The organism is Larkinella harenae (assembly GCF_054780515.1).
Genome location: NZ_BAAGWE010000022.1, coordinates 1 through 24,391, shown reverse-complemented (window position 1 = coordinate 24,391; position 24,391 = coordinate 1). Strand labels below are relative to the sequence as shown.

The window sequence follows — 24,391 nt, the reverse complement described above, 5'->3', positions numbered from 1 at the left end:
AACTCATACCGCCCGCACAGTTCGTTAGGAAACCTGACGCCTGACGAGGTGGGAAAGGGGAAGAAAATTAAAGAAAAAGAAAGCCTGATTTTCTAGCTTTGGCTGTCCAAGATTTGGGTCAAGGTCAAAATCTATTTCAACAACGGTAAAAAGAGGGCTGATATGGTCCTAAATATCCGGACACAAAACTTAATTAACTTCGTGTACAGCTACGGCGGCCCGGCATGAACCAAACCCAACGCCCCAAACGAAAGTACACTGCCGAGTTTAACGGGGCCGCCCGCGCAGTCTTTCAATGGGAGTTTTCGCGATGAGTGTTTGAATGCTCATCGCACCGGCGACCCGGTGGTTTTTATCTTTGGATGATGCCCAAGAAAAGATCGAGGCTTGGCGACAGGAATATAATAGCTTCCGGCCACATAGTTCGCTGGGAAATCTAACTCCGAATGAAGTCGGAATGCGGGTAAAAAAGAAGGAAAATACAAGCCCGATTCTCCAGTTTTGACTGTCCAAGATTTGGGCTAAGGTCAAGAACGTCCGATCCGCAAATTAACCAGTGTCCGGAATTTGGGCCAAGATCACAAGTCAACAGTCAGTGCCAATAAACCGCCCCACTTCACTAATCTAATTATCAAAACGCCTTAATGCAATTGACAATTCCTTTAAACCCCTAACAAAAGAATTCAATCTCTTGTATTTGATATTCTATTTACATTACTTTGCCTCGCGACTTAGTAGACAATCTATTTTATTGAATGTTTCTGGTAATGTATTTCATTTCTGCAAATGAAAAATCAGTTGACTTCTCATTCGTCCTATAATCATCCTTTTGATGGAATGAATGCTTTTTTTCCCCTCCCCTTGTGTGCAAACGACATTTTTTGTTGTTGCTAACTGATTGATCAATCGAATTTGTTGACGTTTCTAATTACATCTTCTATAGTCTGATTAGTTGTACCCGGTTTGCTCTTTCGTAACCTGAATGAAAGTAAAAATCGTCTATGCATCTAACAGTAACTGGAAATTAAACTTTTGAAAGTTTAAACTACAAAATCTATAGATTATGAAATACAAGAAACTAAAAGATTAATTGTTATACAACCCCTCATGATTGGAAGGCTGTAGTAAACTCCTTATTGGTCTTGGGTGAAGCAATGCTCAAAATAGACAAAGGGAAGAATGGTCAAAAAACGTTGCTCTTTGCGAAGACTCAGGCAGTAAAACACCCTCGCGCATGAGCGTCAACCGTTTTATAACGGGAAAGAAAAGGGGATCCGGAAAGCCAGAGAGGCTGATTCTGGCTACCACCGAGTTTACGAACCAATTTAATTTTATCTATCATATTCAACTTTAGCTCCACTTGAAAAACAAAAAAGCCAGCCCTGCGGCAACAGGGCTGGCTGGTTAAAAACAAAGCTCACTTTGGCAAATGACTCGAGCAGCCGTTTCAGCGACTGGCTCAATACCCTGTTTTTATTTAACCAGTACAAAAAAATGAAAAAAAGTTTATTTGTAGTACTATGTCTGGGCATTTTATTCCATTCATTCGACCTTTCGGCACAGGGTTCCGGCCCTACGATCAATGCGACACTTTCGGGAAGAGTCATTGACTCCAAAACGAAAGAACCTCTCCCTGGTACTTCCATTCAAATCAAAGGAACGACTAATGGCGCCATTACCGATGCCGAAGGAAAATTTGCGCTCAAAACCGGTCAGAAACTTCCCTTTGTCCTGATCGTCAATTACATTGGCTATGTTTCTCAGGAGGTCGTTGCTGCAACAAATACCATTGATATTCAACTCGTTGAAAGCGCCAGCCAGCTCAGTGAGCTAGTCGTTGTGGGCTACGGTACGCAGAAGCGGAGTGATATTACGGGATCGATTGCCTCCATTCCGGCGGAGGTAAAAATGCAGCCGGTGGCTTCCGCTGAGCGTTTGCTACAGGGAGCCGTAGCCGGGGCCGTCGTTACGCAAACTTCCGGACAGCCGGGCGGTGGAGTCAGCGTCCAGATCCGGGGTAACAACTCCATTACGGCGGGCAGCGATCCGCTCTATGTCATCGATGGTTTTCCAATCAACAACGATTATACACTCAACGATGCTGGGGTAACCAACGGTTCGAAAATCAATCCGCTGTCGACCATCAACACCGCCGATATTGAATCGATTGATGTCCTGAAAGATGCTTCGGCAACAGCCATCTACGGTTCACGGGGAGCCAATGGCGTGGTGATCATTACCACTAAAAATGCTTCCAAGGGCAAATCGTCCATTACCTACGACGGTTTTTACGGCCTGCAGAGCGTTATCCGTACCGTTCCGGTGCTCAATGCGGGTGAATGGTGGCAATTACGCAGGGACGCGGCCCGTAATTCGGGCAAAAGTGTAACCATTCCTTCTACCATCGGATACTCCCTCGATACCAGTGGAGCCGGTACGGACTGGCAGGCAGCAGCCTTTCGAGAAGCACCAATCCAGAGCCATAGCCTCTCGATCTTGTCGGGTTCGGACAAAACCCGACTGGCGCTTTCCGGTAATTACTTCAATCAGCAGGGTATTTTGCACAATACGGGCTTCAACCGATTTTCAGCCCGCGTCAACCTCATTCACGATTACAGCAAAAAACTCCGGCTGAGTGCCAACATCACCGGCAGTACGAGTAAGGCCGATGTGGCTCCGGCGGCCATTGTAGGCAACCTGTTACTGACTCCCCCCGCATTGCCTATTTACCGGGAAGATGGTTCGTTCGTTGTCAACAGCCCGTTTGAGTCCAGTCTGCAAAATCCGATCAATTCCCTCTATAACCAGTTGAACGAAACCCGCACAAACCGGTTTCTGGGTAACATCTCGGCCGATTATACCATTACCGACGGTTTAATTGCCAAAGTTCTGTTCGGGGCCGATGTGGTCGATAATAAGCAAAATCGATATTTGCCCATCTCTACCGCTGAGGGACAAAACCTCCAGGGACTTGCTCAGGTAGGATCGGCTTTTACAACCAACTGGCTGAATGAAAACACACTGAGTTACACACGGGAACTTGACGCCAAGAATAAAATTGACGCCATCATCGGTTTTACAGCCCAACAGTCCGACTCCAAAGGAGCCGTGGCCGAAGCCGCCGGCTTTGCTACCGATGCATTCTCTTACAACAACTTAGGAACCGGCATTACCAACCGAACACCCAACTCGTTTGCCACCAAGTGGGCGCTGGCATCGTATCTGGGCCGGGTAAACTATGCTTATGACGACCGGTATCTGCTGACGCTGACCCTGCGGGCTGACGGTTCTTCTCGCTTCGGTGCAGGCAACAAATGGGGTTATTTTCCCTCCGCTGCGTTCGGCTGGAACGTCAACAACGAATCATTCTTTAAGGATGTGCAGCACGTCAGCCTGTTGAAGGTCCGGCTAAGTGCCGGTCTGACAGGTAATCAGAACATTCCCCCGTACCAGTCGCTGTCGCAACTCACTTATTTCCGGTATAATTTTTCCAATACGACAGTTTCTGGCTTTGCACCCAACACCGTTCCGAACCCCGCTCTAGGCTGGGAAAAAACGTTCCAGATTGACGCTGGAGTCGATCTGGGTCTGCTCAACAACCGCATCCAGCTGGTAGCCGATTACTATTATAAAAAGACAACCGACCTCCTGCTTTCGCGTACGGTTCCAGGTACATCCGGACTATCGAATTTTTACGGGGGACAGGCCTCGACGATTTATCAGAATATTGGCGCCGTTTCCAACAAAGGAATTGAATTGTACGTCAATTCCCGCAACCTGACGGGCGCGTTCAAATGGAATACTATTCTTGTTTATTCCAGAAATACCAATAAAATTCTAAGCCTTGGCGATGGCGTAGACCAGATCATTCCAGTTATTTCCGCGCCATCCATTGCCAAAGTAGGCTACCCGCTCGGATCGTTCATTGTATACCAGACCGACGGTGTCATTCAGAACGGTGATGTGGCGCTGACGCCCCAGGCGAACAAAAGTCCGGGCGGCCAGAAGTACAAAGACATCAACGGCGACGGCATCATTACGCAAGCCGGCGATCGGGTGGTCATTGCCAACCAACCGGGATTCACAACCGGCTTGACCAATACTTTTAGCTATAAAGGTTTCGACCTGATGGTGTTTTTTCAGGGCACTTTCGGCGGGAAAATATACAACGAGAACCGCGCTAATCTGGAGTTGGGAACGGGTTATACCAACGCATTGAGGGAGCTGCTGAACCGCTGGACACCCACTAATACAAATACCGATGTGAAAGCAGCTTACCAGGACCCGGCCATCACCATCTCTGATCGCTTTATTGAAGATGGCAGCTACGTGCGGCTGAAAAATGTCTCGCTGGGCTACTCAATCCCCAAAAGTGTACTGGCTAAAGCCCGAATCACCAACCTTCGCATCTACGTATCAGCTCAAAATGCCGCGACTTGGACCAAATATACCGGCTACGATCCAGAAGTGAGCCTCAACGGACAGTCACTGATTAATAAGGGCGTGGATTCCGGTGTCTACCCCAATAATAAATCCTATCAGGCCGGAATTTCGCTGACCTTTTAATTGAAAAAAATAAAGTAATCGACAATGAAAATCTTAAAATATACCGCCTTTTCCCTGCTTTTTCTGGCGACGGCCTCCTGCACCGAATTTCTGAAAGAAAGCCCGGAAGCATTTCAGTCGGAAGAGCAGTTTTACAAAACGCAGACTGACGCCATCATTGCGGTCAATGCGGTTTATTTTTTCCTCAATTCGGGCGGCAGCTCCGTTCAAACGCCTTACAACACCCTCTTCAATACCGGGATGAACATGGCCGGGGATGACGAGGATCCGGGGCCGGGTGCTACCAATCCTGACGTGCGGTCGCTGTCGGTGCTGGCCCACTCATCCACCAACCTCCGGGTTTATGAAATCTGGCAGCAGCATTACGCAGCCATCAAGAAAACCAATGTGGCCCTGGAAAAAATTCCGTCCATTGACTTCGATGCAACGCTAAAAGCCCGGCTGCTGGGCGAAGCCAAGTTCCTGCGGGCTCTGTATTACTTTAATCTGGTGCGTTTGTACGGCGACGTTCCGCTGATTACCCAGTACCAAAAATACGTTTCTGCCTCAGATTACGCCATTACCAAATCACCATCGACGGAAGTTTATGCCCAAATTGAGAAGGACCTGACCGAAGCCGCCAGCGTTTTACCCGCGTCTTATGGTTCACCGGACGCTGGCCGGGCTACAGCCGGAGCGGCAAAAGCCCTGCTGGCGAAAGTGTACCTGACCAAGGCTTCGCTGCCGCTCAATATCAGCTCCCACTATCAGGATGCCGTCAAATTAGCCGAGGAAGTCCTTGCTCCCGCCGATGGCGGAACCGGCACGTACGGCTATAACCTGTTTACCAATTACGCTGATGCGTTCCGACCAGCAACCAAAAACGGCGTAGAACATATTTTCTCGGCCCAGTTTAAGTCCAATTCGCTCAATCAGGGCAATAACGAAAATCCGCGTTCGATTCTATCATCCATTCCCGGACTGCCCGGCAACTACGCCCATATGGTACGGTTTTACACGGATGGCAACGATAAGTTTTACAGCATTTACAAAATGTATCAGCCCACTGACAAGCGTAAACGCGTCACGTTTGTCACCAGCTTCATCAGCCCGACCAATGGCCGTCAATACGCTCTGCCAATTACCAATTCGTCGATACCGAATGACTCGACGCCCTTCTTCAATAAATGGTGGGACCCCAACTCGTTATCTGTTACCAGCGAATCGGCGGCCAATGTGCCCATTTTGCGCTATGCGGAGCTATTGCTGATCCACGCCGAAGCCGAAAACGAAGCTAATGGCCCAACGGCCAAAGCCTACCGATCGCTCAACCGGGTGCGCAACCGGGCCGGTCTGCCGAATTTGTCTCCGGGTCTGACCAAAGACCAGTTTCGGGAAGCCGTGTACCTGGATCGGCGGCTGGAGCTGGTTTTTGAATACCAGCGCTGGTTCGACCTGATTCGGCAGAAGGACGCCAGCGGTAACAGCACATTCGTTCGGAATCTGCATAAAGTTGGCAAAACCAATGCGACCGACAAAAATCGTCTGTACCCGATTCCGCAGTCAGAAATTGACAACAACCACCTGCTGACGCAGAATCCGGGCTGGTAACAACTACTTGTTCCATCAATGCCGTTCGGGAATTTGATGGGCTACTGATCAAAACGAAAATCAAAAAAACTTTACCGCTATGACCCGATCAGACCTTATCCTGCTGGCGAAAAAGATTGCCGTGGGCATTCTGGTTACGCTGATTCCTTTTCTGATTTTGTTCTGGGGCCTGCGCCTGACGCAGACCCTACTCAGTCCATCACCCCCGACTCCCGTGGTCAATCATCACCCTTAAACTGCTGCCCGTATGCAAATGGAACCCCGAATCGCCCGGCGCATCATTCGGAATGCCCTGCTTAGCGTATTTCTCTATGCCCTGCCGGTGTTGCTTATGTTTGCCACGTTTTTTATAACCGGACAACGGCCCTGGAAAGAAAAAGCCCGTCAAAAAGCACCCCAAGCAAATCCTGTCACCAAAACCGCAAAACCGTTAAACCGTTAAAACCATGATTCATTTTTTTGAAGAAGTTTTCCGGAATCTGAGCACCTGGGGTCTGCCCGCACTGGTCCTGCTGATTGGCATTGTTGAGTTTTCTTTTGGGCTGTATAACAAGCACTGGGACAAAAACGAAAAATTGCTCGATATTGCCTGCTTTACGCTTCCAAAGCTGATCATCCGGCCCGTGGTAACGTATTTCAGCCTGAAGTTTCTGCCGTTTATCCTCACCGATTTTAAAGGTGCATTCGACTGGGTTCCGTTCTGGTGGGGTTTCGCCATCATTGCCGTGGCCGACGACCTGACGCAGTATTGGTATCATCGGCTGCACCACGAAGTACCCTTTCTGTGGCGGTTTCACCGGACGCACCATTCCGCTCCATACATGGGCATGGCGATGGCGAGTCGGCAGAATATCATTTATACGCTGTTTTTCTCACAGACTTACCTGACGGCAATACTGGTTTATTTGGGATTGGGATACCCGGCCTTGTTTGTTCGGGGCATCAAGTCGATCATTACCACGCTGGCGCACTCGAGCATTCCCTGGGATAAACCGTTCTACGACAACAAGTGGCTCCATCCGGTAGCCTGGGTACTCGAACGGCTTATCTCAACCCCGGCTACCCACCACGCCCACCACGCGGATACGACCGACGATGGCGTTGGACACTACAAAGGAAACTTCGGTAACATGTTTTTTCTGTGGGACGTCATTTTCGGTACGGGTCTGATTACCCGTCAGTATCCAAAATCTTACGGTATTTCACATTACCAGCAGGAAGAATGGTATGCGCAGCTGGCGTGGCCTCTCCTGAAATCAAAAAAAGAAGGCAGCGAACTGGCACACGGTGGACCGATGGTTCAGGAAGAATCTGGTAAAATTCAAACTCCTTTGGTGGCTGAGCCCCCGTTAAGTTCGCCAGGCCTGACCGCCATTGAACCTGAACTAAAGGTAATCTAACCCCAACCCCTGTCGTCTTTCAGCGCTGAAAATGCTTTCTGTTTCCAATCTAAAAAAAATAATGCTGTTGCTTGGCTTCCGATCAATGCGTAGTCAGCGGCACTCAATCCGAACGTGTGCCATTTATGGACTCCTCGTTGGATTCAGCGGTTGGCTGGCCCCGGCTTTTGGCCAGTCAAAACCGTTGAACGTGTTGGTGCTGTATTCCGATGATCAACGGTACAATACCATTCACGCCCTGGGAAATGAAGCCATTCAAACACCCAATCTTGACCGGCTCGTGCAAAAGGGGGTAGCTTTCACGAGGGCGCAGACGATGGGCGGACTGCATGGCGCCTTGTGTGTGCCCAGCCGGGCGATGCTGCACACGGGACGGTATTTACACAGCTTGCAAAAAGCCGGTGACGTGATTCCGCCAGACCACACCACGTTGCCCGAATACCTGCGGACCAAGGGCTATTCTACCTACGCCATTGGCAAGTGGCATAACGACAAAGCAGCCTTTTCCCGCAGCTATGAGGACGGAGCTGCTCTGTTTTTCGGAGGTATGCATTTTCCGGAGAAAGGTGGCCAGGAACAACCGCAGTTCGTAAAATATGACCCATCCGGTCAGTTCAAAGAACCCAACCAAAACGCCAACACGTACTCATCAGAGCTTTACGCCAACGAAGCCATCCGGTTCCTGAATCACCAGCATAAGGATTCAAAACCGTTTTATTGTTATGTCGCTTTCACCTCGCCCCACGACCCGCGAACTCCGCCGGAAAGTTACCGCAAACAGTATCCCAAAGCACAAATTAAGCTACTGCCTAATTTTCGGCCGCAGCATTCGTTCGATAACGGTGAGCTGACCGTGCGGGATGAAAAATTACTCCCAAGACCATTGACGGAAGAGCAAGCCAAGGAAGAGCTGGCGCTGTACTACGGCATGATTTCAGAACTGGATGCTCAGATTGGCCGTATCCTGGAAGTGCTGGACAAGAACGCCTTAACCTCAAACACCCTGGTTGTTTTTGCCGGAGACAACGGGTTGGCGGTGGGTAGTCATGGTTTGCTGGGGAAGCAGAATCTGTATGAACACAGCATGCGCGTCCCCCTGATTATCAGCCATCCGACTCTGCCAAAAAACCGGCGAGTTGATGCCCTCGTCTATATCGCTGACATTTTTCCGACGATCACAGAAGCTCTCGGGTTACCGGTTCCACCAACGGTTGAAAGCCAGAGTCTGTATCCGTATCTGACAGGAAGTAAGAAACAGGGTCGGGAAGCGGTTTATTATGCGTACCGCGATTTTCAGCGGGCCGTACGCACCATCGACAACTGGAAACTGATTAAATACAACGTCAACCAACAGCAAACCACCCAGTTGTTTGATTTAAACCAGGATCCGTACGAAACCAGAAACCTGGCCGACGATCCGGCTTTCCGGCAAAAAAAGCAGGAACTGGAAGCCCGGCTAGCGCGCGAAATGAAAACCTATCACGATTTCTTGGACCTCAGTAAACCCGACTGGGGCCGCCAACCCTGACGAAACGATCATGAAAACAATAGCCTTTGCGGCTACCCTTGCACTGCTGACCCTGACGCAGGCCAGCCAGGCTCAGCATACGCCCACGCAACCCTACAAAGGCTTACTCGGCAAAACCGTGGGTGAAACCAACCAGTGGTGGCCAGCCCCCCCCAAAGCATCACAGGGTGCGCCTAACGTCGTCTGGATCTTACTGGATGACATCGGTTTTGGAACGATTAGCTCCTTTGGTGGCCTGATTCGGACCCCTCATCTGGATGAGCTGGCTTTCAACGGCCTTCGGTATACGAATTTTCACACCACCGCCATTTGTGCGCCTACGCGGGCGGCCTTGCTGACGGGCCGCAACCAGCATTCGGTCCATATGGGGTTCTTCCCTGAAACCGCCATTGGTACGCCGGGCTACGACGCCCAGATTCCGTTTGAGAAAGCTACCATTGCTGAAATTCTGAAAGAAAACGGCTACAACACATTTGCACTGGGAAAATGGCACATTACTCCCCTCACCGATCTGACCCCCGCCGGACCGTTCAACCGCTGGCCAACGGGCCGGGGTTTTGAACAGTTCTACGGATTTCCGTCGCGGGGCAGCACCGACCAGTGGCACCCTGAACTGTGGGAAGGCATTTCCCGGGTCAAAGACCAGCAGGACGGCAAACACCTGAATGAATTGCTGGCCAACCGCGCCATCCAGTACATCGCCGGTCAGAAATCGTCGGCCCCCGACAAACCGTTTTTCCTGTATCTGGCCACCGGTGCCGGGCACGCTCCGCACCAGGTTGCAAAAGAATGGTCAGATCAATACAAGGGCCAGTTTGACGGTGGCTGGGATCAGTACCGCGAACGGGTGCTGGCCAATCAGATCAGACTGGGCGTAGTCCCGAAGAATACCGTTCTGCCCCCGCGCAACCCCGGAATCAAAACCTGGGAGAGCCTGCCGGCGGATGAAAAGAGGCTCTTTACCCGGTTTATGGAAGTTTACGCTGGTTTCATTTCGTATACTGACCACGAAATTGGCCGGGTGATTACTTACCTGAAAGAAATTAATCAACTGGATAATACGCTCATCTTTGTATCGGTAGGCGATAATGGCGCCAGCAAGGAAGGTTCCCTGGTAGGAACCATTCATAACAATGGCACCGAATTTCCTGACGAACTTCGCCTGAAAAAAAACCTGGAAAACTTCGACCTGATCGGGACGGAATTTGCCAAAGCCAATTACCCGCTGGGGTGGGCCGCAGCAACCAACACGCCCTTCCGACAGTGGAAGCAGGACGCCAACGCCGAGGGCGGCACGCGCAACCCCTTGATTGTTCACTACCCCAAAGGCATCAAGGAAAAAGGTGGAATCCGGACGCAATACGGCCACGTTATCGATGTACTGCCAACAACCCTGGAACTGGTAACAGCCCGGATTCCGGAAAGCATCAATGGTTATAAACAGGCTGCCGTGGAAGGCACTAGCCTGGCCTACAGCTTCAATGAAGCGAAGGCCAAAGACCGGCATACGATACAGTACTACGAAATCAAGGGCAGCCGCTCCATCTATAAAGACGGCTGGAAAGCAGCCACACTCCACGTCAAAGGCCAGCCGTTTGAACAGGATGTGTGGGAATTGTATAACCTCAACGATGATTTTAACGAACGTAACAACCTGGCTGCACAAAACCCGGCTAAACTAAAAGAACTGCGAGCGTTGTTCGACAGCGAAGCGGCCAAATACAATGTCTTTCCCCTCAAAGACGAAACCGTCCCGTTTGAGTTGCCCAATGCTTATAAAGAGCGGAACAAAGTGGTGCTGTACCCAGGTCAATCAACCATTCCGGATATTGCTAGCCCGTTTGCCATTAAAAAGTCGTTCGGCCTGACGGCTGACGTAGTGATTCCGGAAAGCGGAGCGGAAGGTGTTTTGCTATCGCGGGGTGGCCGCGCCGGTGGGCTCAGCTTTTTCTTGAAAGATAGGAAGCTGCACCTGGCCTATACAGTCAATGATGGTACAACGTATACCGTCAGTTCGAATAATACCGCCCTGCCGACGGGTGCCGCACGACTCCGAGCCGACGTAATTTATCAGCAAAACGGCCAGGGGCAACTTATTCTGTACGCCAACGCGGCCCAAATTGGCGAGCGCTCCATTGAGCGGACACTGGGTAATCTATATTCACACGAAGGTGTGAACGTGGGATTCGATGACCTGACGCCGGTGAGTGCCGACTATAAAGTCCCCTTTGCCTTTACCGGCACCATTAACACGATTACCATTGATTTTGACGCTCGCCAGCAATCGTATCTGAAAACTGATAAATAATGACCTAACGTACCTACCGACTTATGAACTGGTTTGTAGGCTATGCCCCAAACAAAATGAAAAGCCGTATCACCTTATTTTTCATTGGATACCCATCCGTTAACCAAGACCTAGCCCGCCGAGACATGAAGACATCGAACACCATCCCAAGCCCGACTTCAGGAAGGGTGGTGACGAACCGGAATACTCTGCCGTTGCCGATTCAGCCCGTAAAACGGTATTGACTAACTCAATAAGCATCAGGTACTTTATGAATTTAGGAAAGAGTCTGCTTTTTTGCCTGCTAGCGCTGCCCACTCTCTGGAGCAACGCCCAGACGCCCGCCAACCGTCCGAATATTCTTTGGATCGTCAGCGAAGACAACAATACCTCGTTAATCGGTTGTTACGGCAATGCCTTTGCCACCACGCCTAACATCGACCGGTTTGCCAAAGAAGGTATCCTGTACAGCAATGCGTTTTCAACGGCTCCAGTCTGCGCCCCCTCGCGGAACACGCTGATTACGGGGATGTATCCCCCCTCGTTGGGTACCGAGCACATGCGCAGTACCTATCCTGTGCCAGCGTTTGTCAGGTTCTTTCCAAAATACCTGCGGGAAGCCGGATATTACACCACCAATAACGCAAAGAAGGATTACAATACCGACGACCAACCCGATGCTTGGGATGAGTCGAGCAACTCGGCGACCTACAAAAACCGTAAACCGGGGCAACCGTTCTTTGCGGTTTTCAATCTCAATGTATCGCACGAAAGCTCCATTCACCAGCCCGCAGCCAGTCTGCACCACGATCCGGAGAAAGTGCCTCTGCCGCCCTACCACCCGGTAACCCCCGAGTTCAAACGCGACTGGGCGCAGTATTACGATAAGGTGGAAGAAATGGACCGGCAGTTTGGCCAACTCCTGACTGAATTAAAAGAGGCCGGTCTGGCGGAGAATACCATTGTCTTTTATTATGCCGACAATGGCGGGGTGCTGGGCCGCAGCAAACGGTTTATGTACGAATCGGGGCTCCACGTGCCGCTGGTGGTGCATTTGCCGCAAAAGTGGGCGCATCTGGCGAAAGCCCGGGCCGGTTCGCAAACCGATCAGCTGGTGACGTTTGTGGATTTTGCACCCACGGTGCTGAGCCTGGCCGGCATCCCGGTTCCTGACTACATGCAGGGACAGGCTTTTCTGGGCACTCAGCAAAAACCAGAGCGTACGTATGCCTACGGTTTCCGGGGGCGCATGGACGAAGCCATTGATCTTTCGCGGTCGGTGCGGGACAAAAAATACCGGTATATCCGCAATTATCTGCCTCACAAACCGTATGGTCAGCATCTGGAATATCTGTGGAAAGCGCCTTCCGTCAAATCCTGGGAAACTGAATACAAAGCTGGTCGGTTGAGCGAGGTGCAAGCGCGGTTCTGGCAACCCAAACCCGCCGAAGAACTCTACGATGTAGATAACGATCCGGACAACATTCAAAACCTGGCGACCGATCCGAAGTATGCCAAAGAATTAACCCGTTTGCGCAGAGCCAACGACCAGTGGCTCCGCGAAAGCCGGGATGTAGGCTTTATTCCGGAGGCCATTTTGTCCAGCATCGCCCGCCAGACGCCTTTGTTTGATTACGCCCGTACGGGAAAATACAAGGCCGAACACGTGATCGAAACCGCCACGCTGGCCTCTTCCCGCAACCCGGCGGACGCCAAAGAATTGATCAGACGACTGACTGATGCGGATCCGGTGGTACGGTATTGGGCGGCTACTGGTTGCACAGTTTTGAAACCGGCGGAAGCAAAAGAACCGCTTCGCAAATTGCTTCAGGACCCCAACGCCACCGTGCAGATTGCGGCTGCCGAAGCGCTTTATCAACTCGGAGAGAAAGAACAACCGATTGCCGCTCTTAAGAAAGCGCTGAACGATGCCAGCCGCCCGGTTCGGCTTCAGGCCCTGAGCGTCTTGCAAGCCTTCGGCAAGGATGCCGCTCCGGCGTCGGCACTTGCCAAAGAAATCATCGCGAAAACACCCATAAACAATCCGATCAATGATTTTTACGACGTTCGGGCGGCCCAAACGCTGCTGGATGCCATTGGTCAATAACGCGCTAATACCATGAAGACATTCTTATCATTCTTAGTGACGCTTCTTTTGGTCGTCGCGGCATCGGCGCAGGACAACAAAGGAGTACGAAGTTTCGCGCAGAAGGCACCGGAAGGCATCTTCAAGGAGGTAAAAGACGGGGAAGCGTACCTGGTGGATGTCCGAACGCCGGAAGAGTATCGGGAAGGGCACCTGACTTACGCCAGAAACATCGATTTTAAAGCGGCCGATTTTAAAGAACAAATACGCCAACTGGACAAAAGCAAGCCGATTTACCTGTATTGCCGCTCGGGAAACCGCAGCGGTAAAGCAGTGGACACGCTGCAAACGTTGGGGTTCAAAGCCCCATACAACATCGGAGGATTTGTTGAGCTGCAAAAGGCCGGGCTGCCTGCTACCCCACAGCCATGATGTGAAAGGCAATGATTGGCGCTTCCTATAAAAAAACAGCAAAGCATATGCGCACTAAACTGCCCCATTGGAGCCAATTGGTAGCGTTTCTACGAGTCCTGTTCGGTTGGCTAAACAATGCCGTAGCCCAGCAACGATCAGCCTTTAGAACCACTAGAACTGCCTTTTTTGTACAATCTTATACACGGGCTGGATCGAAAAATTTGATTACACAGATGATGATACAGAAACGTTTTCTTACCAGCTTGGCGCTGGCGACATTGCTCGTCAATCCCTCGGTTGCGCAGCCCAAAAAACGGACATCGGGCCAGGCCGCCAATAAACCCAACATCATCCTAGTTATGGTAGATGATCTGGGCTACTCGGACTTTGGGGCTTACGGCTCCGAAATCAAAACCCCTACCATTGACAAACTGGCGGCCGAAGGGCTGCGGCTGCGGGAGTTTTACAACAACTCGATCTGTGCACCCACGCGGGCGTCGCTCATTACGGGCCAGTACCACCACAAAGCCGGGGTTGGGTATTTCAACGTCAATCTAGGGCTACCGGCCTACCAGGGCTGGCTGAACAAGGAGTCGCTGACGTTCGGCGAGGTGCTGAAAAACGCGGGGTACAACACCTACCTGTCGGGTAAATGGCACGTTGGGAACGATAGTCTGTACTGGCCCAACCAGCGCGGCTTCGACCGGTTCTACGGCTTCATCGGGGGCGCCAGCAACTTCTACGACATCAGTCCGTACAAGGACAAGGTGCCGCCCGTCGAGTTGGTTGAGAACAACAAACGGATCAACCTGGAGCCGGGCAAATACCTGACCGACGAAATCACCAACCACGCCATTTCGTACATCAACGAGTCGAAGGATAAACCCTTTTTCCTGTATCTGGCCTACAACGCTCCGCACTGGCCCCTCCAGGCCCCGGCCGAAGACATCGCCAAGTACAAAGACCGCTACGCCATTGGCTGGGATTCGCTCCGGAAAGAACGGCTGGCGAAACAGATTAAGCTGGGCATCGCCGACCCGAAACAATCCATCGCCGAGCAAGACCCGGAAGTGGTGGACTGGCAAAGCCTGACCTACGACGAACAGCAGCTCTGGCAACGGAAAATGGAAGTTTACGCGGCCATGGTGGACCGGGTGGACCAGAATCTGGCCCGCGTGCTGGCCGAATTACGGCGACTCAACAAGGCCGACAACACGCTCATCGTGCTGATTTCGGACAATGGTGCGCAGGGCGGGCTAATCCCCACCGGCCGCAAACGCCCCCGCAGTTCGGGACCGATTGGCTCGGCGGGCTCGTATGATTACCAGGAACAAAACTGGGCCTACGTTTCCAATACGCCTTTCCGCAACTACAAAGCCACGCCCTACGAAGGGGGCATCAGTTCACCCTTCATCGCCTGGTTTCCGAAACGGATTAAGGGCGGCACGCTGGCCAAAGGGACCGGCCACCTCATTGACCTGGCTCCGACCTTCTACGAACTGGCGGGCGCGGCTTACCCCCAGACGTTCAAAGGCGTGAAAACCAATCCGCTGCCGGGTGTGAGCCTGACCAACCTGCTGTTTCAGCAAACGGAGCTACCCGCCGACCGGGCGCTTTTCTGGGAACGGGCGGGCAACCGGGCTGTGCGCAAAGGTCCCTGGAAAATCGTCTCCATTTTCCCGCAGAACAAATGGCAGTTGTTTAACCTCGAAACCGACCGGGGCGAAACCACCGACGTAGCCGCCCAGCACCCCGACATCGTCAAAACGCTGAACGCGGAGTATGAAGCGTGGGCGAAACGAACCGACGTTGAACCCTACGAAAAGCTGCGCCCCCTCGGCCAGGGTGGTTCCGGTGCTAATCCGGGAGGAGCCGCTCCCGCCCGTCCGGCAACCAACCGGGGCGAATAATTCTTGATGAAAAACAGAACATGAAACGTACATTCATAAAGCAATCCCTGTTAGCTCTTTCGATCCTCTGCGCATCCAACGCGCCGGGACAGGCTCAAACGAAGAAAGCGAATACCGCGCCGGGACGAGTGCGGCCCAACATCATTCTGGTTATGGTGGACGACATGGGCTATTCCGATCTGGGTTCGTACGGCTCGGAGATTCAGACGCCGAATCTGGACCGGCTGGCCAGCGAAGGGCTGCGGCTGCGGGAATTTTACAACAACGCCATTTGCGCACCAACCCGGGCGTCGCTCATCACGGGCCAGTATCCGCACAAAGCCGGCATCGGGTATTTCAACGTCAATCTGGGCTTACCGGCCTACCAGGGGTATCTCAACAAAGAGTCACTGACGTTCGGTGAAGTGCTGAAAAACGCGGGGTACAGTACGTTGCTTTCGGGTAAATGGCACGTCGGGAACGACAGCCTCGTGTGGCCCAAACAACGCGGCTTCGACCGGTTTTACGGCATTCTGGGCGGGGGTTCCAACTACTTCGATGCGGGTCCCATGCCGACGGGCCGTAACTCCCCGGTGGTAATTCTGGAAGGCAATCAGCGCCAGCACCCCAAACCCAATTCCTACTATTTCACCGACGAGATTACCACCCACGCCCTGACGTACCTCGACGAGCAGAGCAAGGAAGCCAAACCGAACGCGGCCCGACCGTTTTTTCTCTACTTAGCATACACCGCTCCGCACTGGCCGCTCCAAGCCTTGCCGGAAGACATTGCCAAATACCGGGGCAAGTATGACGCGGGTTGGGACGACATCCGGAAGCAGCGGCTGGACCGGCAGGTCAAACTCGGTATCATTACCCAAAAGCAGGCCGACGCAGCCGCCGTCCGTGATGCCGACATTCCGGACTGGGACGCCCTGACCTACGACGAGAAGACCCTCTGGAAAGCTAAAATGGAAGTCTATGCCGCCATGCTCGACCGCGCCGACCAGGGCATCGGTAAAATCCTGGCCAAGCTGAAAGAACTCAAAAAAGACGACAACACGCTGATCATCTTCATTTCAGACAACGGCGCACCGGCCGAGGATGTAGCGCACTGGGGATCCAAAGCCGGTCGAAACAGCGGGCCGGGCGGGACGGCGGGCTCGTTTGAGTCACAGGGAAAAAACTGGGCGTATGTTTCCAACGCACCCTTTCGGGCGTTCAAGGCGTTCTCCTACGAGGGCGGCATCAGCTCACCGTTCATCGCCTGGTTTCCCGGGAAAATCAAGCCGGGTCGGCTGGAAAAAGGCACCGGCCACCTGATCGACATTGCCCCCACCCTCTACGAAGTGGCCGGAGCGTCCTACCCCACTACACACGGGGGAACAACCACCAACCCGCTGCCGGGTGTGAGTCTGGCGAATCTGCTGTTCAACGAAAAACCGTTGGACGCACAACGGCCGCTTTTCTGGGAATGGGCGGGCAACCGGGCCATCCGCCGGGGCAAGTGGAAGCTGGTGTCTATTTACCCCAGCTACCAGTGGGAACTCTACGACCTGGACACCGACCGCGGAGAGACGAAGAACGTAGCTGCGCAGAACCCTACGGTCGTGGATGCGCTGTCGGTCCTGTACTTCGACTGGGCTAAACGCACCGACGTGGTGGATTACGACAAAATCAAACCGCAGCAACCGCTGTTGCCCACGCCGAAGAAACCGTCCGTAGGCAGCCGGAATTTTTAAGCACTAACCCCATTGCCGCTATGAAACGACTGGTTCTGTACACATTAGCGCTATTTCTCTTGTTAGTCAATAGAACAAATGCGCAAAAAATTACCCTGGAACGGTTTGCCAGCAATCCGATTATCTCCGCCGGTATGCTGCCGAAGCTGGAGGGCGACGACATTAACGGTCCCTCGCTCATCAAGGCACCCGACTGGCTGCCCAACAAGCTCGGCAAGTATTACCTGTACTTTGCGCACCACAAAGGCAAGTATATTCGGCTGGCCTACGCCGACGATCTTCGCGGTCCCTGGAAAATTTACAAACCCGGCACGCTCCAGATCACCGATTGCCGCTGCAACGACGCGCCGTTCCCGGCCACCGAAAGCGTCCGGCACGAGGGCGCCGAAAACGCGGGCGACGGCGTCACGCACGTGGCCTCACCCGATGTCCACATTGATGAGCAGCAAAAGCAACTGATTCTTTATTTCCACTGTCCGCTGGAACACAAGGGGCAAAAGGGGCAGTACACGCTCCGGGCAACCACGAAAGACGGCATCCATTATCAGGCCGATACGGCCGTTCTGGGTGAATCCTACTTCCGGGTTTTTCAGTGGAAAAACACGTACTACGCCATTGGCCGGTCGAGTGCCATTTACCGCTCCAAAGACGGCAAGACCGAATTTGAGAAAGGTCCCAATCCGTTTGCCAAAATCCAAAAACCCAACTCCCTCCGGCATTCGGCGGTCAAGCTGGTGGACGACACGCTGTGGGTATTTTACAGCCGCGTCGGTGATACGCCCGAGCGGATTCTGCTCACCAAGATCAGGCTGACCGACGACTGGACCAGCTGGACACCCACCCCGCCCCAGGAGGTAGCCCAGCCCGAAACCGATTACGAAGGAGGCAATCTGCCACTGACCACCTCCAAAATTGGTCTCTACTACGGCAAAGTCCGGGAGTTGCGCGACCCGTACGTTTTTGAAGAAAACGGAACCTGGTACCTGCTCTATTCGGCCGCGGGCGAAAACGCCATTGCCATCGGCCGCCTGTATGTCGACCCGCAGCCCCCGACCCGCCAGCCTTCTCGAAGCAAATAATTTCCATGTCAAACCATATACGCTTATGAAAACCAGAATATTATTATTTCTCAGCCTGATTTTGCTTACTTCGGTGAGCCTACACGCCCAGACAGGCGAACCCCGCTCCCTGCCCACGTTCGATGCGTTTGAAGCGAAGCTGGCCCAGGCCGGCAGCCGCGCCCAGATTCTGGATGCCCGCTCGGAGGAAGAATACGAACAAAACCACCTGAAAGGAGCCGTGAGCTTCAACGTGGCCAACGACGGTGATTTTCTGAAGAAAACCCAGAAGCTGAACAAAGAGAACCCGGTCTTCATCTATTCGATCGGCAACGGCCGGAGCGGGCAACTGGCCAAACGGCTGCGGGAAGCCGGGTTCGTCGATGTAACCGAGCTACCCGGCGGCCTCAGCAAGTGGATCGGTTCGGGACGGCCGGTGGTGTCGACGGTGGGCAACGGCCTGTCGCTGGCGGATTACCAGGCACAGCTGAAATCCGACAAGCTGGTGCTGGTGGATTTTGGCTCGCGCTACTGCGGTTCGTGCAAAAAACTGGCTCCGATTGTCGATGAAGTCGAAAAGGAACAGGCGTCCAATGTGAAAGTTATTCGCATTGAAGCCTATGAAAACAAGGCATTGGTAAAAGAACTGGGCATCAGTGCTCTGCCGACGCTGGTGTTGTACAAAGGGGATCAGGCGATCTGGAAAAAAGTAGGCGTAACGCCCAAAACCGAAATCCAGGCCACCATTGCCGAATCGCTCTAACGGCTGTTTTCTTACCCTAAACGCACCACCTTTTCTACCGACGGATAGCGAGGGTGGTGCACATTTTCCTAACAAACTGACTGGAATGTCTCCAAAAACACCATTTTCCCGGCGAAATTTTCTGAAAGCCACCGCCCTGACGGCCGCGCGCCCCACGGCTTTACTGTTTCGGACACGGGTGGAGAAACCCGGTTAAAAGCCGAGCTGTCCGCTTTTTTCAACCTGGTGAAGGGCGAAACGCCCTTTGTTGTGGAGCAATTCCGGCAACGCGGTTTGCTCCGGGCGCGGACGGGTGGAAAAACGGCCATCACCGCGTTCAGCGGCATCGAGCAGGCCCTCTGGGATCTGGCGGGTAAGGCGCTGGACGTGCCGACCTACAGCTTATTCGGGGGTAAAATCCGGGATACCATCAAAGTATACGCCAACATCAACCGCGCCACCAACGAACGGGATGCCAACGGTCGGCGGCTGATTGCTTCGTTTCAGAAAAACGCGGAAGGGGCGCTAAAAAGCGGTTTTAAAGCCGTCAAGCTGGCTCCTTTCGACGACATGAAGCCGCTGAAAACCGCGTCGCCGGAACAGATCGAAGCCGACTTGGCCTACGCCATTGCCTGCACGGAAGCCGTTCGGCAAACCATTGGTTCTGAAGTCGATTTGTTGATCGATGTGCACAGCCATTTAAACCGCGCCCTGGCGATTGAAACGGCCCGGCGGCTGGAAAAGGCCAATCTCTACTGGTTTGAAGAAGCCGTTGACCCGCAAACCCAGCCGGAGGATACCAAAGCCATCACGGAAGCCATTCAGCAGCCCGTAGCGGGCGGGGAAGCTATTTTTGGGCGGGAGGGTTTTGCTGCGCTCATTCAGAACAAGGCCCTCGACATCATCATGCCCGACGTTAAACACTGCGGGGGTTTGCTGGAATGCCGGTTCATTGCGGCCCTGGCCGAGTTCAGTGGCGGCATCCAGGTATCACCCCACAATCCCAGCGGCCCGATTTCGACGGCAGCCAGCGTGCAGGTGTGTGCCGGAATGCCCAACTTTTCGATCCTGGAATTTGCCTACGGCGAGGTGCCCTGGCGCGCGGAGTTGATCAACCCCGCCGAGGAATTCCGGGACGGTTACCTGCCCGTGCCCACCGGTCCGGGACTAGGCTACACCCTGAATCATTCCGTTCTAAGCCGGCATGTCCAATAATCTCCTTCTCTTTAAATTTTTGCATGAAACACTTCCAGAATCCCCATTTCATTCCCCTGATGCTGACGCTGATTGGCGTACTGTTCATTGGGTTTGTCTATCGAAAAGGCACGCATCCGCCCCTATCGGCGCAGGCCCCCGACCGGCCCAACATCGTACTCATCATGGCTGACGATATGGGCTACTCCGATCTGGGGTGCTACGGCTCCGAAATTCCTACTCCAAATCTGGATAAAATAGCCAGCCAAGGGGTCCGGTTTACCCAGTTTTACAACGCGGCCCGCTGTTGTCCTACCCGAGCGTCTCTCATGACCGGTCTGTTTCAACATCAGGCGGGCATCGGCCACATGACCAAAGAACCCAACAACCGCATTAATTATGACTACGGCGTTTACGGCTACCGGGGCGAAATCAACCGAAACTGCGTCACTCTGGCCGAAGTGCTCAAATCAGCCGGGTACCATACTTACATGGCCGGAAAATGGCATTTGGGTTCCAGTACACCCGGCCTGTGGCCCCGTCAACGCGGCTTCGACCGCTATTACGGCCTGCTGGCCGGCGCGAGTAGCTACCTTGATCCCATCCAGCCACGCGGCATCTGGCTCGACAACGAGCCAATTGAAAAAGTAAGCCAGCCATTTTACACCACCGATGCTTTTACAGACTATGCTCTTTCCTTTTTGAAAGACCAGAAAGACCAGCAGCCATTCTTTCTGTACTTAGCCTTCACCTCGCCCCATTGGCCGCTACACGCGCTGAACGAAGACATTGAACGTTTCCGGGGTAAGTACCGGCAGGGTTGGGACAGCATCCGGGCGCAGCGTTTTCGGAAACAAGTGAACGAAGGCATTGCCGCAGAGGGATGGGAACTATCAGCACGTCCAGAAATTTACCCAGACTGGGCTGAGCAGGATACTGCCAAACAGCGTGAAATGGATTATCGCATGGCGGTCTATGCCGCGCAGGTGTCTCGAATGGACCAAAATATCGGTAAACTTGTTGATTACCTGACCAAGACTCGTCAACTTGATAACACCCTGCTCGTATTTCTTTCCGACAACGGCGCCTGCCAGGAAGGTGGCGTTTTGGGTGGCGGTGCTCTCAGTGATATTAACGATCCTGCCAAAGGGGGGGCTATCTCCTACGGCGGAGTGTGGGCTAATGCCTCGAACACCCCTTTCAAAGGGTTTAAGCACGTTTCCTACGAAGGTGGCATCGCGACTCCGCTAATTGTCCATTATCCGGCGGGGATGAAAGATCGCAGCGGTAAGATTTCGACCGCTCCGGGCTATTTGATTGACATTATGCCAACATTTATTGAAGCCAGTGGTGCTACTTATCCAACTGAAGTCAAGGGGCAGAAAATTCACCCGCTCGAAGGAAAAAGTCTTCTGCCGATCCTTACCACAGGCATCCGTCAACCACATAAATACATGTACTGGGAACACGAACATCACCGAGCTATCCGGTTTGGCAAATGGAAAGCCGTAGGAGTCATTGGCCAGAACTGGGAACTTTATGATCTAGAAACAGATCGGACGGAGCGGTACAACCGGGCCGCCGATTACCCCGACTTGGTCGAAAAACTTGACCAGCAGTGGAACAACTGGGCCAAGACGCACCATGTATTTCCCAAGGGAACGATGAAAGCCGACTTCAGCAAAGAATGGAATTTCTTTAAAACATCGGATTAATGACTTTGTGAGTTCCTGAATGGTTGAACAACCAGCTCGGTGTGGCGATGTCGGAGGCCTCAATCTATCACTTATAAACGCAAACCTGAGGTGCTTCGGTTTAGCAGGACAGTCTATTATGCAAGTTTTGAATTAAAGCTGTTAATACTGCTTTTCAAATTGTTCAGGTCTAAGGTAGCCCAGTGTACGTCGTCAGCCTAAAGTGGACGGATCCGGGTGAAAAGAAAAGAGATACTTTTAAAAACTTTGTAGACGCTGGAAAATATGACCACTGCGGTGGGCCGCTTTCCCGTCGTTTCAGCATGGTTCGCTGCTTAATTTTTTTTCGCTGAGTCAAGACTGATCTTGGCGACCCCAATACGCATCGGCAAGCCGAACATTATTCAACGATTCGTGGTAGCGCTGATGGTTATAGTAATCCACCCATTCGGCTGCGCGTTGCACCAGTTCATCAGGACTATACTAGGGGTACTCGTATGTTTGCCAGAGTTGTTGCGAAAGGGGACAAATCCGATCTTGGTTGACAGAAAGAGAGAGAAAGTAGGGGTTCAAACAGGCGATAACTCGCCATGTTCACTTAAAGCAAGTCCTCTCTTTTCAGTTGGCCAACAATCAGAACAGCACCTTAGCTGGACTTTCGCATTACGCAGCCCATGCTAATGCGAAAGTCCAGCTAAGAGGTCATTTGTTGCACTATGTCGAGGACAGGGAGTTCGTCGAAAAAGGTTAGCCCAATTGAAATGAACACAAAGCAAAGTCTACCTAAGGTAAATCCGGATAAAGAAACCAGCCGTAATCAAGAAATTAAATACGATAATACCCGTACGCAACCTTTCAGGATCTAATCGTTTCGTGTAAAGAGCGCCCCAGTACCCCCCAGCCGACGTAGCCACCAGCATGATGCTCGTGGGCAGCCAGTATATTTTATTGGCTGCAATAAACAGCAAAACGGCAATCGCGTTAGCGATGCCGACAAACAAGGTTTTATTGGCATTGATGACTTTGATGTCCGACAACCCGAATAACGACCAAACGGCCATCATCATAATTCCGACCGCTCCGCCGAAGTAGCCCCCATAGATGCCTAATAGAAACTGACTTAATAAAACCACGCCTGAGCCGATGTGGATACGGGCTCGCAGCCAATTGCCAGCATGTCTTCCAAAGGCAAACGCTAACGAGCCAATTAGCAATAACCAGGGGACAACCTGATTGAAATTGTTGGCTGGTGTATAGAGTAGTAACAAAGCCCCAGCACATCCTCCTAGAAATGTCAACAGGATCATGGCCAGCATTGAAACGCTGGGAAAGGTACAGATATATTCTTTGAATTTCCAAGCGCTGGTTAAGCTACCCGGAAATAAAGCAACGGTACTGGAGGCATTGGCCTCAATAGGCGGCACACCGGCGAAGACGAAGGCGGGGAAGGTGATAAACGAGCCTCCGCCCGCCGCCGCGTTCATGGCTCCGGCCAGCAGGCCCACAACAAATAAAAGCAAGTAGTCACTCATAGATCCAACAAACCAGGTCGAAAAATCGGTGATACGCCCGCTAAAGTACGAACGACACCCTCACGGCGTAGCAGAAGGATTCACATAAGTTTGAGACTACTTGTTTGTGATCGGTTCTCTTAGGACACTTCTAAATGTGAAACGGAAAAGGATTCACAGGATGCTTTGAGATGATCTAATAAATCGGCACAGTGAACTTGCTTAACTTGCAAGAACATGCAGCCTAAAAACAACCTCCTAAAACGTCGTAAATACGATGCTGCCTTCAAGGCCGATATGCTGAAAATGATTGCCAACGGGCAAAGCGTAACGTATGTAGCTCAGGCGTTGGGCATCAGTGAAGCACTCATCTATAACCGCGCCGGCGGACCGGTGGAAACAACGGCCGAAAGGGGAAGAAAAATACTACACTTCGAGTCAAGCTTCCGAGGCATTACTTGAGAATAAGCGGCTGCTACAGCGGATTAATCAGTTGGAAACAGAACGTGAAATATTTAAAAAAGACGGTGCGCCGCTCAGCGATTGATTCCTGAGATGGTGATTGTCTTAGCCCCCTAAATGGTTGGACAAAATTGTAAAAACAGTCGGTTCGCCGATGCGATTAGTCCATTAATTTAGGAAATCATGAGTAAATCACGACGAACGTTCACCCCAGAAGACCGGTATTCC

The 24,391-nt window shown here is 52.3% G+C and carries 18 protein-coding genes and 1 pseudogene; 18 read left to right on the top strand and 1 reads right to left on the bottom strand.

All coding sequences use genetic code 11. The annotated features are described in order from the left end of the window. Positions 1 to 285: 285 nt before the first annotated feature. From ACYVH9_RS31315 to ACYVH9_RS31235, 17 genes and pseudogenes are all read left to right on the top strand, one after another. Positions 286 to 505: pseudogene (locus tag ACYVH9_RS31315) on the top strand (integrase core domain-containing protein); the annotation flags it as partial. A gap of 989 nt (positions 506 to 1,494) precedes the next feature. Continuing rightward, positions 1,495 to 4,566, top strand: coding sequence for a SusC/RagA family TonB-linked outer membrane protein (locus tag ACYVH9_RS31310; RefSeq protein ID WP_460640402.1), 3,072 nt, complete (start codon positions 1,495 to 1,497; stop codon positions 4,564 to 4,566). 24 nt (positions 4,567 to 4,590) lie between these two features. Beyond that, positions 4,591 to 6,156 carry a RagB/SusD family nutrient uptake outer membrane protein gene (locus tag ACYVH9_RS31305; RefSeq protein ID WP_460640401.1) on the top strand — a complete coding sequence of 522 codons (1,566 nt, stop codon included), beginning with the start codon at positions 4,591 to 4,593 and terminating at the stop codon, positions 6,154 to 6,156. Positions 6,157 to 6,235: 79 nt separating this feature from the next. Further along, complete coding sequence (locus ACYVH9_RS31300; RefSeq protein WP_460640400.1) at positions 6,236 to 6,391, top strand: hypothetical protein; 156 nt, start codon at positions 6,236 to 6,238, stop codon at positions 6,389 to 6,391. A 12-nt stretch (positions 6,392 to 6,403) separates the two neighbouring features. Then, positions 6,404 to 6,598 (top strand): hypothetical protein, encoded by a 195-nt coding sequence (locus ACYVH9_RS31295; RefSeq protein ID WP_460640399.1) that lies wholly within the window; start codon positions 6,404 to 6,406, stop codon positions 6,596 to 6,598. A gap of 4 nt (positions 6,599 to 6,602) precedes the next feature. Then, the gene (locus ACYVH9_RS31290) at positions 6,603 to 7,556 is read left to right on the top strand and encodes a sterol desaturase family protein (RefSeq protein WP_460640398.1); all 954 of its coding nucleotides are present in this window, start codon (positions 6,603 to 6,605) and stop codon (positions 7,554 to 7,556) included. Between the two features lie 85 nt (positions 7,557 to 7,641). Then, positions 7,642 to 9,084: a sulfatase-like hydrolase/transferase gene (locus tag ACYVH9_RS31285; RefSeq protein WP_460640397.1), complete on the top strand. Its 1,443-nt coding sequence runs from the start codon at positions 7,642 to 7,644 to the stop codon at positions 9,082 to 9,084. Between the two features lie 10 nt (positions 9,085 to 9,094). Next, positions 9,095 to 11,392, top strand: coding sequence for an arylsulfatase (locus ACYVH9_RS31280; RefSeq protein ID WP_460640396.1), 2,298 nt, complete (start codon positions 9,095 to 9,097; stop codon positions 11,390 to 11,392). A gap of 250 nt (positions 11,393 to 11,642) precedes the next feature. Next, positions 11,643 to 13,478, top strand: a complete 1,836-nt coding sequence (locus ACYVH9_RS31275; protein ID WP_460640395.1) for a sulfatase-like hydrolase/transferase — start codon at positions 11,643 to 11,645, stop codon at positions 13,476 to 13,478. A 12-nt stretch (positions 13,479 to 13,490) separates the two neighbouring features. Further along, positions 13,491 to 13,889: a rhodanese-like domain-containing protein gene (locus tag ACYVH9_RS31270; protein ID WP_460640394.1), complete on the top strand. Its 399-nt coding sequence runs from the start codon at positions 13,491 to 13,493 to the stop codon at positions 13,887 to 13,889. A gap of 218 nt (positions 13,890 to 14,107) precedes the next feature. Beyond that, the gene (locus tag ACYVH9_RS31265; RefSeq protein WP_460640393.1) at positions 14,108 to 15,781 is read left to right on the top strand and encodes an arylsulfatase; all 1,674 of its coding nucleotides are present in this window, start codon (positions 14,108 to 14,110) and stop codon (positions 15,779 to 15,781) included. A 20-nt stretch (positions 15,782 to 15,801) separates the two neighbouring features. Next, positions 15,802 to 17,502, top strand: a complete 1,701-nt coding sequence (locus ACYVH9_RS31260) for an arylsulfatase (protein ID WP_460640392.1) — start codon at positions 15,802 to 15,804, stop codon at positions 17,500 to 17,502. A gap of 20 nt (positions 17,503 to 17,522) precedes the next feature. Then, entirely contained in the window at positions 17,523 to 18,581 is a 1,059-nt protein-coding gene (locus ACYVH9_RS31255) for a hypothetical protein (RefSeq protein WP_460640391.1), read from the top strand. A 25-nt stretch (positions 18,582 to 18,606) separates the two neighbouring features. After that, on the top strand, positions 18,607 to 19,323 hold the full coding sequence (locus ACYVH9_RS31250; protein ID WP_460640390.1) for a thioredoxin domain-containing protein: 717 nt from the start codon (positions 18,607 to 18,609) through the stop codon (positions 19,321 to 19,323). Between the two features lie 85 nt (positions 19,324 to 19,408). Beyond that, a complete protein-coding gene (locus ACYVH9_RS31245) occupies positions 19,409 to 19,519 on the top strand; it encodes a twin-arginine translocation signal domain-containing protein (RefSeq protein ID WP_460640389.1) in 111 nt (36 codons plus the stop codon). A 29-nt stretch (positions 19,520 to 19,548) separates the two neighbouring features. Further along, a complete protein-coding gene (locus tag ACYVH9_RS31240; protein ID WP_460640388.1) occupies positions 19,549 to 20,517 on the top strand; it encodes a mandelate racemase/muconate lactonizing enzyme family protein in 969 nt (322 codons plus the stop codon). Positions 20,518 to 20,540: 23 nt separating this feature from the next. Next, positions 20,541 to 22,211, top strand: coding sequence for an arylsulfatase (locus ACYVH9_RS31235; RefSeq protein ID WP_460640387.1), 1,671 nt, complete (start codon positions 20,541 to 20,543; stop codon positions 22,209 to 22,211). A gap of 758 nt (positions 22,212 to 22,969) precedes the next feature. Here the strand turns inward: ACYVH9_RS31235 and ACYVH9_RS31230 are convergent. After that, complete coding sequence (locus ACYVH9_RS31230) at positions 22,970 to 23,722, bottom strand: sulfite exporter TauE/SafE family protein (RefSeq protein ID WP_460640386.1); 753 nt, start codon at positions 23,720 to 23,722, stop codon at positions 22,970 to 22,972. A 216-nt stretch (positions 23,723 to 23,938) separates the two neighbouring features. Here ACYVH9_RS31230 and ACYVH9_RS31225 point away from each other — a divergent pair, with 216 nt between their 5' ends. Continuing rightward, positions 23,939 to 24,163, top strand: a complete 225-nt coding sequence (locus ACYVH9_RS31225; protein ID WP_460640385.1) for a transposase — start codon at positions 23,939 to 23,941, stop codon at positions 24,161 to 24,163. The last annotated feature ends 228 nt before the right edge of the window (positions 24,164 to 24,391 follow it).

Coding starts and splice junctions, on each gene's coding strand:
- ACYVH9_RS31295 (WP_460640399.1), top strand. CDS start 6,404: ATGCAAATGGAACCCCGAATCGCCCGGCGCATCATTCGGAATGCCCTG.
- ACYVH9_RS31265 (WP_460640393.1), top strand. CDS start 14,108: ATGATACAGAAACGTTTTCTTACCAGCTTGGCGCTGGCGACATTGCTC.
- ACYVH9_RS31260 (WP_460640392.1), top strand. CDS start 15,802: ATGAAACGTACATTCATAAAGCAATCCCTGTTAGCTCTTTCGATCCTC.
- ACYVH9_RS31285 (WP_460640397.1), top strand. CDS start 7,642: ATGCGTAGTCAGCGGCACTCAATCCGAACGTGTGCCATTTATGGACTC.
- ACYVH9_RS31255 (WP_460640391.1), top strand. CDS start 17,523: ATGAAACGACTGGTTCTGTACACATTAGCGCTATTTCTCTTGTTAGTC.
- ACYVH9_RS31290 (WP_460640398.1), top strand. CDS start 6,603: ATGATTCATTTTTTTGAAGAAGTTTTCCGGAATCTGAGCACCTGGGGT.
- ACYVH9_RS31275 (WP_460640395.1), top strand. CDS start 11,643: ATGAATTTAGGAAAGAGTCTGCTTTTTTGCCTGCTAGCGCTGCCCACT.
- ACYVH9_RS31245 (WP_460640389.1), top strand. CDS start 19,409: ATGTCTCCAAAAACACCATTTTCCCGGCGAAATTTTCTGAAAGCCACC.
- ACYVH9_RS31225 (WP_460640385.1), top strand. CDS start 23,939: ATGCAGCCTAAAAACAACCTCCTAAAACGTCGTAAATACGATGCTGCC.
- ACYVH9_RS31310 (WP_460640402.1), top strand. CDS start 1,495: ATGAAAAAAAGTTTATTTGTAGTACTATGTCTGGGCATTTTATTCCAT.
- ACYVH9_RS31280 (WP_460640396.1), top strand. CDS start 9,095: ATGAAAACAATAGCCTTTGCGGCTACCCTTGCACTGCTGACCCTGACG.
- ACYVH9_RS31235 (WP_460640387.1), top strand. CDS start 20,541: ATGAAACACTTCCAGAATCCCCATTTCATTCCCCTGATGCTGACGCTG.
- ACYVH9_RS31300 (WP_460640400.1), top strand. CDS start 6,236: ATGACCCGATCAGACCTTATCCTGCTGGCGAAAAAGATTGCCGTGGGC.
- ACYVH9_RS31270 (WP_460640394.1), top strand. CDS start 13,491: ATGAAGACATTCTTATCATTCTTAGTGACGCTTCTTTTGGTCGTCGCG.
- ACYVH9_RS31250 (WP_460640390.1), top strand. CDS start 18,607: ATGAAAACCAGAATATTATTATTTCTCAGCCTGATTTTGCTTACTTCG.
- ACYVH9_RS31230 (WP_460640386.1), bottom strand. CDS start 23,722: ATGAGTGACTACTTGCTTTTATTTGTTGTGGGCCTGCTGGCCGGAGCC.
- ACYVH9_RS31305 (WP_460640401.1), top strand. CDS start 4,591: ATGAAAATCTTAAAATATACCGCCTTTTCCCTGCTTTTTCTGGCGACG.